Annotated in this window: 9 protein-coding genes; 2 read left to right on the top strand and 7 right to left on the bottom strand. The window is 68.5% G+C overall.

Features of this window, described 5'->3' with window-relative positions:
• Positions 1–1,098 precede the first annotated feature (1,098 nt).
• Positions 1,099–1,761, top strand: a complete 663-nt coding sequence (locus OG948_RS37875; protein WP_406300516.1) for a hypothetical protein — start codon at positions 1,099–1,101, stop codon at positions 1,759–1,761.
• 231 nt (positions 1,762–1,992) lie between these two features.
• On the opposite strand, the gene OG948_RS37880 is transcribed toward OG948_RS37875, so the two are convergent.
• The 5 genes from OG948_RS37880 to OG948_RS37900 form a co-directional block, all read right to left on the bottom strand.
• Positions 1,993–3,153, bottom strand: a complete 1,161-nt coding sequence (locus tag OG948_RS37880) for a hypothetical protein (RefSeq protein WP_331769515.1) — start codon at positions 3,151–3,153, stop codon at positions 1,993–1,995.
• A gap of 757 nt (positions 3,154–3,910) precedes the next feature.
• Positions 3,911–4,507, bottom strand: a complete 597-nt coding sequence (locus OG948_RS37885) for an ATP/GTP-binding protein (protein WP_331773427.1) — start codon at positions 4,505–4,507, stop codon at positions 3,911–3,913.
• Positions 4,488–4,871 (bottom strand): DUF742 domain-containing protein, encoded by a 384-nt coding sequence (locus OG948_RS37890; RefSeq protein WP_331769516.1) that lies wholly within the window; start codon positions 4,869–4,871, stop codon positions 4,488–4,490. Before OG948_RS37890 ends, OG948_RS37885 begins: the two co-directional genes overlap by 20 nt.
• Positions 4,868–5,302 carry a roadblock/LC7 domain-containing protein gene (locus OG948_RS37895; RefSeq protein WP_331769517.1) on the bottom strand — a complete coding sequence of 145 codons (435 nt, stop codon included), beginning with the start codon at positions 5,300–5,302 and terminating at the stop codon, positions 4,868–4,870. Before OG948_RS37895 ends, OG948_RS37890 begins: the two co-directional genes overlap by 4 nt.
• Positions 5,299–7,644 carry a nitrate- and nitrite sensing domain-containing protein gene (locus tag OG948_RS37900; protein ID WP_406300518.1) on the bottom strand — a complete coding sequence of 782 codons (2,346 nt, stop codon included), beginning with the start codon at positions 7,642–7,644 and terminating at the stop codon, positions 5,299–5,301. Before OG948_RS37900 ends, OG948_RS37895 begins: the two co-directional genes overlap by 4 nt.
• A 741-nt stretch (positions 7,645–8,385) precedes the next feature.
• Between OG948_RS37900 and OG948_RS37905 the strand changes: the two genes are divergently transcribed.
• On the top strand, positions 8,386–9,597 hold the full coding sequence (locus OG948_RS37905) for a phosphotransferase (protein ID WP_331769519.1): 1,212 nt from the start codon (positions 8,386–8,388) through the stop codon (positions 9,595–9,597).
• A gap of 369 nt (positions 9,598–9,966) precedes the next feature.
• Here the strand turns inward: OG948_RS37905 and OG948_RS37910 are convergent, their stop codons facing one another.
• Positions 9,967–10,932: a hypothetical protein gene (locus OG948_RS37910; protein WP_331769520.1), complete on the bottom strand. Its 966-nt coding sequence runs from the start codon at positions 10,930–10,932 to the stop codon at positions 9,967–9,969.
• A 3-nt stretch (positions 10,933–10,935) separates the two neighbouring features.
• Entirely contained in the window at positions 10,936–11,337 is a 402-nt protein-coding gene (locus tag OG948_RS37915) for a hypothetical protein (protein ID WP_331769521.1), read from the bottom strand.
• Between the last annotated feature and the right edge of the window lie 178 nt (positions 11,338–11,515).

The raw sequence follows: 11,515 nt of genomic DNA on the forward strand, positions 1-11,515 counted from the left end.
TTCCGCTTGGCCGCGAGCCGTTTGTATTTCCGGCGGATCCAGCGCACCAGGTAGGCGTTGATACGCATCGATCTTCATGCCGGATCCTCCCTGCTTCCCGGGGACTTTGTCGCACCCGGACGACAGATGAGACCGGGCAGCCCCGTACCGATGTGACAGATCCAGGTCCGCCGAGATCTTCCAACGCGGTTCCCCCGCAGCCGGGACCGCCGCCGACAACTGCGGGTCCCGGCTGTCCCGTGACCAGGTCCGTCCGATCCGACCTGCCGGTTCGGAGTGTGCGAGGTCCTTGAGGCGTTCCAGGACGAAGGCGTCCGGGTCGATCTTCAGGGTGGCGGTTGATCGGGTCCATCGCGGCCACCGGTCCGCGCACCTGGTCCCGGAGGTGGTGATGCATCACGCGCAGTTCCTCGTCGGGCAGCGCTGCGAGTTCCTCGCGGACGACGACCCGGCGCAGGTGACCCCACTCCGGTTTCGGAGGTTCTCCCGGTGCACATCGGGTTCTCGCGCGGGCTGCGCGATCGGCCGAGGAGCGGACTTCGGCGTCGGTTGAACCGCTTCCTCGCGGAACTCGGGGCCTACGAGTTGGGACGTGCCATGGGCTGCTGTGCTCGATTCCCTACCGGACAACTATATGTGGATCCCTATCCGGAACCTTCGTGTCACCTCACGCAGCCCTGCCCGGCGAATCAGCGTCGTGGGACGGTGGGACAGTCGTCTCAACCATCTCCAAAGGTCCGTTTGCGCGTTCTCATCCGCATTCCGCGCACCCGGAACCGCCCTGCTTGACCAGGTGCCCGCAAACGATCATGGTTGTTGCGCACCGTTCGTTCAGGCCCGGGAGGTCCATCCATGTCCGGCGACTACCCCGGACGGCCACCGCGGCCCGAGACGCCACCACCGGGCGAGCCGCGGCCCGGCATGGAGAGTCCGCCGACTCCGCCTCCGGCGATCTATTCGGGTCCGCCTTGGCAACCGACGCAGGCCGGGTTCCATCCGGGTGCGCCGCAGCCGCCCGCCCCTCCACCGCGCGGTCGGCGTGGCCTGGTCGTCGGACTGGCTGCCGTCGTGGCGGTCGGCGTCATCGCCACAGTCGCCGTGATCGTCATCGGCGACGACTCGGACCCGGATCCCGCACCGCCGTTGGCCGCGCCCACGTCCGGCGCGAGCTCTTCGGCCACAGCGTCCGTGCCAGGCGGCATCGCGCCCACGTCCGCCGCCCCGGAAGCGCAGCGCACCGGCCCCTGGACGCCGGTCGTCGACGATCCGTCGACCTGGCCCGACGCCTGCATGCTCCTGAAGGCCGCGGAGGTCAAGGCGGCCGTACCCGGGGCCACGGAGGTGATCGCAACCGGCGAAGTGGTACCGGCGGACAAGGACGATCCCCGCCCGGTCGTGCACAACAACACCTGCCACTTCGCGGTGAAGACGGGACAGGCCTCCGATCCGGTCAAGGACCCGATAAAGCTCGACCTCAACCTCCTCGACGTCAACACCGAGTCGGTTCTCGCGGCCGACTACGCGGAACGCAAGTCTCGGTCGTCGAAGTACGATTCGATCTTCAAGGACCTGCGCCGCACCTTCGGCGCCGATGACGCGTTCCTGGTCTCCGGTGACGTCGTCTTTCGGAAGGGCCCCTATCTGTTCGGTATCGCCATCGACGGAGACCTCGTCGGAACGGACGGCGAGGATCTGGGCACCTTCGACTGGGGCCCCGAGGTCACCCCGCCTCTGGCGATGTTCGTGCTCGAGAGGTTGTGACCGAGGCCGCCCCGGCCGACGAAGATGCCGGGGCGAACGTGCCGGGGCGCCCGGGCGCCCTCCGACGGTGTCCGAGCCGGCAGCCTCGCGTTGGGCTGAACGTCCGGCCGGGTGGACGGGCGCTCGTCGCAGATCCGGTCACCACGAGCGCTACGACTGGCACGGTTCCGGCGCCGCCGACGAAACTCCGGTGCCCGGCGGCCTGTTCGATCGTCCGGGCGAGGGCCGGGCTCAGAGGAGCGTGCACATGGCCTGCGCCGTCAGGGGTTGCGGCGTGGCGCCGTAGTTCACGGCGCGCACGTCGACTCTGTTCAGACGGTTCTCGAACACGCTCGGGTACGTGTCCCTGACGTACATGTCCCGGTCGCCGCCCGTCTTCGCGCCTCCGCCGGTCAGGACCTGGTCCTCGGGACAGAATGCGTGTGCCGATCCCGACTTTCCGGGCGCGACCATCTCGGTCGGTCCCGTGAACACGGGGTGCGTGACAGTCGAGCAGATGATGTTGACCCAGAAGTGGTTGGAGTGAGAGGCGTTCGTGTTCGTGGCCGTGACTGTCCAACCGTTTCCGGTCCTGTACGAATTGTTCGTGTAGATCTCGCCGTTGGACGTTCTCGGCCCACCGGATGACGGCACCTGGTCCCCGGGGCACTGGACGGTGTGGGCGGCGGTCTGCCACGGCCCGAGCTCGACGCCCTGCACCTCCGGTTCCCACACGACGGCGTGGGGTGCCGCCGAGCAGATGACCACCGCGTACGTGTCCGTCCCCCGGGAGCCGAGGTCGTAGTTGTGGGCCTGCGAGACCCAGTAGTCGCCGCCGCCGTACGACCCGGTCGTCACCATGTCGGGGACGTCGTAGTCGTAGTTGAACTGCCCACCGCCGGTGGCGACTTCTCCTCGCGGACAGGACGCGGTGCCGATTCCGGTCTCGCCCGCGGGCACTGTGTGGTGCAGGCCGCTGTAGAGGTGATGCGGCGATCCGCGCTTCGCGAGGCCGCGTGCGGCGGCCGCGGGGTCGGCGGTGAATGCGGTCGTCGTGGCGGCGAACCCCAGCAACAGGGCCGCGGCAACGACGGGGAAACGGGTGCGCTTGCGCATGGCGTGCCTCCCGGCGTAGTGACGTGCGCGTGCATCCAACGCTCGGGCACCCGCGCCACGGACGGCGTCAGGCGCCGCCCACCGCCGCTGCGGTTCACCCGATCGGGCGCAGCGGTCCTCGTGGTGGGGGTCGGCACCGGTGGTCACCACCCACAGCGGTGGGCAGCCCCGGCCCGGGCGCTGCTCGCGCCACGCGGCGCGGGTGGAGCCGGTGAGGTGGGGTGGGCCTTCGTGGGCACGGTGATCGGGCCTGCGGGTCCAGGTGTCGATCCTGGTGGCGCGGCGGTGCAACAGCATGCTGGCACGGTCGAGTTCGACCATCCGCACCCCCGAGTCGGCTCCTGGGTGTCCGGGGTGACGAGGCGGCAGACCGCGTCGGCGGTGATGCGGCGGCACTCGAGGCGGTGTTCGGCCTCGACGTCCCAGCCGGTGATCGGCCCGACGCCGTGCCGCACGCACGCGACGGTCGCGGTCACAGCCAGGGCGTGCGCGGCCAGGGCGTGCGTGCGGTGCGGCCTCACCGGTCGCCGCGCGCGGTCGGGCCGTGCCGCCCGAGGCCTTCCCGACGCGGGTCGGGTGCCACACGTCGAGGCAGCCGTGGCGTACGCGCGCAATCGGCCCGCGTTCCTCCTGGGCGAGGGTAACCCTACGGACGTAGGCGGTGCTCGCGTGGTCGGGGGTGAGAGCGTGTCCGCCGGCCGATCGTGGTCGACCGAGTCCGGGAGATCGTCGGCGAGTACGGGCCGCGCGTCGCGAGACCGGCGCGGCGGGCGGCCGCTCGCGCGGGTGATCGAGGGTGGTGCGCGGTGTGTTCGTGTGTGGGCTCGAACGTCCCCGTCCCCGTCGCCGCGGCCGGCCGCCCCTCCCCTCGGGCGCCGGCCGCGCCGTGCGCAACGATCGCCCAAGGATCCGAAGGATCCGAAGACGATGCGGGCAGGCAGGCCCGCGACCACCACCTCGCGGCCGGCGCACGCCGCGTCGCGCGCGCTCGTTTGCTCGCGGCTCCGCCTGCCCTCCGAAGACTTCGGACAACAGGCGGAGCCATCGCGGCGGGCTACCCGGGGGCGCCGGCCTCGGCCAACATGTGCTCGACGAAGGTAAGCAGCAGGTCACGGCAGGATTCCCGGCGGCGGACGTCACAGACCATGCTCGGCACCCGAGGATTCAGGCTCAGTGCCTCGCGAATCTCGTCCTCGGTGTACTCCATCCGGCCGTGGAAGTTGTTGATCCCCACGACGAAGGGAATGCCGCGGCGTTCGAAGAAGTCGATACTGCCGAAGCTGGTGCCCAGCCGACGCGAGTCGACCAGGACGACCGCGCCGAGCGCACCGACCGCCAGGTCGTTCCACATGGACCAGAAGCGCTCTTGGCCCGGTGTGCCGAAGAGGTAGAGCACGAGGTCGTCGTTGACGGTGATACGACCGAAGTCGAGTGCGACCGTGGTGGTGACCTTCTCCTCGATGCCTTCGAGGTCGTCGACACAGGCACTCGCCGAGGTCATCACCTCCTCGGTGCGCAACGGCGGGACCTCGCTGATCGAGCCGACGAGTGTCGTCTTGCCGACGCCGAAGCCGCCCGATACGAGGATCTTGACGGCGGCTGCGTTCGCGGGGACACCCTCACCGCCCGTGTCATAGTCTGCGGAGACCATCACGCACTTTCCTGAGTATCTCGATGTCGGGGGTCCGGGCCATGGCGACCGGTGGGCGGACGTGGACGTGCCCGGCGTCGAACAGGTCGTCGATGATCACCTTCGCGATGCTGACCGGCAGGTCGATACGCGCGGCGATCTCCGCAACGGCCCGAGGCTCACGGCACATGCGCAGGATCGCGATGTGCTCCGGGTACAACTCCCGGCGTTCCGGGGCTCCTTCGGCGTCCTTCTCGACGGTCGTCACCAAGGTGATGAGCGTCAGGTCGTCCCGGGCGGCCCGGGTGCGTCCTTGCGTCAAGGTGAAGGGACGGACCAGCGGTCCGGCCTCGTCATCCCAGGCCGGCTCGGTGAGGTCGGTCACCCATGCCCACCTCTCGACGGGTCGTCGGCGTCGTCCCGAGGAGCCGTGCCGAGGAATTCACCGACCTTCTGTACCAGGGTGTTCATCTCGAAGGCCACGATGCCGACGTCCGCGTCGTTGTCCGCGAGAACGGCCAGATGTGCGCTGCGGCCGGCACAGGTGACGAAGAGGAAGGCGTCCTCCATCTCGATGAGCGTCTGGGAGACGGCTCCGCCCTGGAACCCCCGTCCGATACTCCGCGCCAGACTCTGCAGTCCCGAGGTGGCGGCGGCGAGCTGTTCCGCGTCGTCGCGTCCGAACGTCTCGGATTGGCTGATCATCAGGCCGTCCTCGGACAGGACGACGGCGTGCCTGGTCCGCGGAACCCGCTTGACCAGGTCTGTCAGCAGCCAGTCGAGTCGGCTGTTCGTGGCGGTCGTGGGCTGGCTCATCGTGGTTCCTCAATCGCCGATGTGCTGTCGATCGGATCTCCGTCCGGCGCCGGCGCGGCGTCCGTCCGGACTACGTGTGGGGCCTGGTGTCCCGCGCGGGCGCGTTCGGACGCGGTCCGGAAGGCGCTGACCATCGCGGCTGCCGATTCGGGGGACCTCGGGGCCGACTCGCGTGGCTCCTTCGCCGGTTCCGGTACCGGGGCCTCCCCCCGCAGTGGTGCGGGCAGGTCTGCCTGGGGTACCCGCCGTGGCAGCGGTCTGCGCCCCGAGGGTCGTTCTTCCTCGCCCCGCGCGTGCATCACGGTGACGGTCTGTCGCTGCGGCGAGGAGGGCGGTTCGATCACGGTAGCCGGGGCGTCCTGGGACGACTCGGCGACGTCGATCTCGACCCGGGCGCCACTCGGTTCGAGCACCGATTCCTCGCGGTGGCCGGTCTCGTCGTCACCCTGTTCCGGCGATGGTTTGACGTTCCTTTCTCCTGAGAGAAACACAATGGCGAGGGTCCCTCCGTAGGGTGAACTCCGCAGGGTCACCGTGATGTCGTGCTGCGCGGCGAGTTGAGCGACGACGAACAGGCCGATGCGCACGTCCTTCGCGAGCGCCACCACCTCGAACGGGGCCGGATTGGCCAAGTTGGCGTTGATCGCGTCGAATTCGGTGTCGGACATGCCGAGACCACGATCCTCGATCTCGATCACGACGCCCTTGGCGGCGCTGGACGCACGGATCTGCACGGGCGTCTTCGGCGGCGAGAAGGAAATGGCGTTCTCGACCAGTTCCGCGAGGAGGTGGACCACCGCTCCCACCGACGGCCCGGCGAGGGCGGTGTCGGCGTCCGCGGTGACCGTCACCCGTTCGTAGTCCTCGATCTCGCCGAGCGCGCTGCGCACGACGTCGATCACCGGCACCGACTTGCTCCACCGACGCCGCGGTTGGTGCCCGCTCAGAATGACGAGGTTCTCTTCGTACCGGCGGACGCGGGTCGCGAGGTGATCGAGGGTGAACAGGTCCTTGAGGACGTCCGGATCCTGGTGGCGTCGTTCCATGCCGTCGAGTTCACTGAGCTGACGACTGATCAGGGATTGGGTGCGCAGGGCGACGTTGTAGAAGACCTTGGCGTAGCCCTGACGTTCGTGGGCGAGTTGCTCGGCGCTGTCGAGAGCGACCCGCTCGGTCGCCTTGAACGCGTGCGCGATTTGACCGATCTCGTCGTTGCCGTAGGGAAGTTCGGCGCCACCCGCAGCCGCGCGGGCCTCCTCGATCGATTCCCCCCGGCGGAGCCGTTCGACGACGATGGGCAGGCGCTCCTCGCCGAGTTCCACGGTCGCGGACCGGAGACTGAGCAGTCGGCGGCGCAGCGAGCGGGTGATGCGCCAGCAGAGAACCGCCACGACAACCACCGCGAGGAGTCCGAGGACCGCCACCAGCCGCGCGGTGAGCTCCAGTTCGTCGGCCCTGTCCTTGTTGACGCCGTTGGCCCGCAGCGCTGTTTGATTGGCGAACCGGTCGAGCGCCGCGTTCACTTCGTCCATGGCCGCGCGCCACTCGGCCGCCCGTACCGGGACGGTGAACCCCTGCTCCTTCGCGGAGACGACCGGACGCGCGCTCATCATCGCGTTTTCGGCGGCGACCATCCGCTCCCAGGCGGGAGTTTTGGTGATCGCGACGAACGCGTCTCGAAGGTCCTTGGGCGTGAACGTCAGCATCTGGTCGTACAACGTACGTCGACTGCCCACGACTTGGAGGAACTCGGCGTATTCCGCGGCCGGCATGACGCCGTTCCTCGGCGAGTACATCAGCAGCACGTCTTCGCGCGCGATCATCTCGTCGGCGCGGAAGGCGTTGACCGGCATCTGGGACAGGAAGACCAACGGACCGTCGTCGAGATACGTGAACGCGTTGAACATCGTGACGTGCAGATTCACGCCATTGTCGTAGAAGCGCAGCAGGTCGGTCTGCCCGCCTTGGCGGGCATCGATGCGGGAGCGCGCCTCCGGCAGCAGCGACAGGGCACTGCGGATCGTGTTCGCATGTCGCCGAACGTCGCCGAGTGAGTCCGGCAATCCCTTCCGGGCGAGCGTCTCGAATCGGGCCGCGACCGAATCGGTCTGCGCCCGTTGGGTTTTGAGGGCCCCGAGGGTCCGCGGATCGTCGGGCGCGGTGAGCCACGCGGCACTGAGCCGCCGTTCTTCCTGCAGTGCCCCCAGGACCAGGAGCGTGGGGAACCCCGCCCGTTGAGAGAGCTTGTACTGGTTGTTGAGGTTGTCGCTCTGTTTCCACAAGCGCTGCGTTGTGAAGCCCCACAACAGCAACAACGTCAGGGAGGGGATGACCGTGAGCACTATCAGAAGCGTGCGGATCGACGCGCGGCGCCTGGTTCGGTTCCGCGGGCCGTGCGCCCGATTGAGTAGGTTCATGCTCTCTTCGTGGGGCTAGGGCGGTTGCCGAGCTGCCATGGACAAGTCGCGAATCCGCTGTCCGACGTTGTGAACCCCGACGGGCGCGGGAGTCGTGTCGCACCGCCCCCGTATGGTTTTCCATGCCTCGGGCACGCTGTCCTTCCTCTGGAAGAACCGGGCTCATCGTCGTACCGCATCGCAAGCCGAAGCCGCGGGGGCCGTGTGGATAACCCGTGGCGCCTGCCGGCAAAGTTGATCACAGCCGCGTGGCGACGCGCCACAATTGAGCCACAGCGTTCGTGTTTCGGACAGCGGTAGCGCATTTCGTACCTCTGCGTTTTTTCGATGAGATGTTCTGGATAGTCTGCCGCCGACGTGGCGAACGCCCGGGGCCACGGTGTGGCTCCGGGCCGGTTCACGGACGGGCTCGGTCACGGCGTCGCGGGCCGAACCGCACCCCTTGCGCGTCCCGGTGGAGCCATCGGCCACGGTTGCCCCAATCCGGCGGATCGTGAGTCGATTTCCGGCCGACCGTCGCCGGAGGGGTTCGCGGTCACGGTGAAGTCCCGTTGTCCGACGGCGTCTTCGCACCCGACGTGTGGACCGCCACGACCCAGTCGTCCCGATGTCGACGCCATCCGCCGAGCACGGCATCAGCCCGACCCGATCTCCCAAAGGACGCTCATGGCACCCCGAACACACGCCGGTAGTCCCGCCCTCGACATGGCCAAGGGAGTTCTGCGCTACGGCCGCCACTTCCTCCTGGAGCGAATCTCGTCGCCGCGTGTGAACGGGCCGGCCGATGTGCCGGTCTCCGGCCGACAGATCACCCGGGAATGGTTGACGACGGTCCTGTGTGAGGGGCATCCCGGCACGGCGATCGAGTCGTTCCGGGTCGAGGACGCGACCAGCGGTACGTCCACCCGCCTGCGCATCCACGTCACGTACAACGAGGCGGGCGGCCGTGCCGAGCTGCCGGAGACACTCTTCGCGAAGACCACCGCCTCCTTCACCCAGCGCCTGACACTGGGACTGGCGGATGTCCTCGAAGGAGAACCCGGGTTCTTCAAGCACCTGCGGAACGATCTCGACATCGAGGCGCCGCATGGATACCACGGAGCCGCCGACAAGGCGTCCGGACGGTCGATCGTGCTGATGGAAGACCTCGGCGAGACCAAGGGGGCCACGTTCTGCACACCCCGAACGCCCGTCTCGCGCCCGCAGATCGAGGATCTGGTCGCAAGTATGGCCACCTGGCACGCGCGTTACTGGGAGGCCCCCGAACTCTCCGAGCACGCCTCCTGGTTGAAGCAACCCAGTGATCACTTCCACAATCTGGATCGGCTGATTCAGATGCGGAAGCGCTCCAAGGTCGGCACGCAACGAGCCGCAGCCGTGATTCCGGACGCGCTGACACCCTTGTTCGACTCTCTCTATAGAGGGCTCGAAGCGTCGCTTCGGGTCGCCGACGAGGGCCCGCAGACCCTTTTGCACGGTGACGGCCATGTCGGCAACACATACATCACCTCCGCCGGCCGGATGGGCTTCACCGACTGGCAGGTCGTCATGCGGGGGAACTGGGCCTTCGACTACACCTACACCGTCACCACCGCACTGGCGGTGGAGGACCGGCGCAGCTGGGAAAAGGATCTGCTGAGCCTCTACCTGGAGAAGCTCGAAACGGCCGGCGTCAAGGCACCGGACTTCGACACGGCGTGGCTCGCCTACCGTCGTCAGACGTTCTATCCTTGCTTCGCCTGGTTGTACACGATCGGACGTGGCCCCCTCCAACCGAAGATGCAACCGTCCGAGACCAGCCTCAGCATCATCGAACGCACGACCAACGCCCTGGTGGACTTGGACTCACTCGACGCGCTCGACAACATCGACCGGTAACCCGTCGCCCCATCTCGACGGGAATCGGGCCGGACCGGACGACGCCGGGTGAACGCGGGCGGGATCGCCGCCCACCCTCGATCTCGAGAAGACACGAGACGCGAAACCCCACCGCGGTATTGGAACTCCGGCCGCCTCGGGGCTCGGTACGCGAGGACCGGGTCGGTGGGCGCGGTGGGGCTTCGCGTGGCCGGGCGTAATTACCGGTGGACGCGGACGTAATCGGCGGCGAACGTGAGCGGATCGTCGTCGCTCGGCGCGGGGTGGTACTCACCGGCACAGACGGAAGCGGCCGGCGGTGTCGATGGCCCGGCCGAATCCATGGGGCTTCCGATGCCGTCGATCATGTCTTGATCAACCGTCGTCGCTTCAAAGCCGGGGCGGATGCCGGTTGCACGCGACCGGGGGCGTGCTTCGAGTGTCGCCGATCAGATGGCGCGTGAGGGTGTCGCCCGAGACGTGCGTGAGGGGACCCGCGGTCGTCAGGCCGAGGTGTTCGGCAAGGCTGCGGGCGTGGACGCGGGCAGCGGCCTCGAGCAGGGTGGCGTAGGTGTCGGCGACGGCGCGGGTGCGACGCCAACTGGTCACGGCGAGGATTGCCGTGATTCCGGTGGCCGGCCACCACCACACTGCCAGGGGGAGGTAGAGCAGCGCCCATGCGCTCAGTGTGGTGGCACGTATCAGGCTCTGACGAACGGCCGAAATCTCCGAGCGGACGGCGTCCGGAAGGACGAGCCACAGATGCGGCCACAGGATGGGCAGGTCGAGGTGATGGTCTCGGTCCAAGCGCACGGTTGCGGCATGGATCCGGTCGCCGCTCCAGGTGGGGCGATCAGGAGACTCGTGAGAGATCCGGGTCATCGCGGCACGGGCCGCGTGCCGTGCGGCGGGGTCGGCCCGTGTGCCACGGGCGCGGGCCGCCCGGGCTGCTTCCCGGTGACGACGCCAGATGTCGGCGGCTGCTTCCCAGCGTTTGCGCCGGCGTTCGGTGGCCCGGTGGGCCATGTGGCGGGCGCCGGCAGGCCAGGAGCGCCAGTCCGCGGCGAGATGGAGTTGTTCGGCCAGGGAGCCGAGCGCCTGCGCGGCCAGCCCGACGACTGCGGCACCGGCCAGCACCGCGGCCAGCAGTACCACTTGCCCTCCGGCGGTGCGGACGGCGGGCGCGTTGGCCCATTGGGTGATCTGGGTGGTCAGGGTGTGGAGACTGAACGGGTGGGTGTGACCGAGGGTGTGGGCACTGACGGCGACGGCCAGGTAGAGGGCGCCCGGCATGACCAGAAGGGACAGCCATCGTTCGGCGAGCTTCTTGCCAAGTTCCGCAAGCAGGCCGTTCATTGGCTACAACCTGTCCCGGCGCAGCGTGCTTCCGCTGACCACACAATGTGGCACGGGCGCCGACCCTTGAGGCCACCAGGAGCGTGTGCACCGGGAGTCGGGGCAGAGGTACACCAGGTCGGTGGCGCTTTCCACTCGTCCGAGGCCGGCCGCGTGCACATCGCGGTTTTCCACGCGCCCGTCGTCGCCGTAGGCGTACAGGCCCCGGGCATCGCCCAGGGCTTGCAGGATCGCGTGCAGCACGTCCAGCCTGTCCGCTGTCCGCCCGCCACCGCGTGCCGCGGTCAGTAGTTCTTCGAGAGCGGCGTCGCCGCCGACCGGGCTGTTGCGCAGACGCGTGCGAATCTCCTCGGCCCTCGAGCAGACGATGGCCAGCGCGAGGGCTATCGCTTCCGTGTCGGTCATGTGCGGCTCCCCCCGGCCCGCCGGGGTCGGCGCGCCGACGGTCCACGCTACCCAAGCCGCCGAGCGAGAATGGGCATATCCCGGTAGTTCGGTAGTACTTCACGGTTGTGCCACTAACATCGCGGTCGAGCGATCGGGGTGGCCATGCGTGATGAGCTACTGGCAGCGGTGCGGACGC

It is taken from the genome of Embleya sp. NBC_00888 (assembly GCF_045207655.1).
Lineage (GTDB): Bacteria > Actinomycetota > Actinomycetes > Streptomycetales > Streptomycetaceae > Embleya.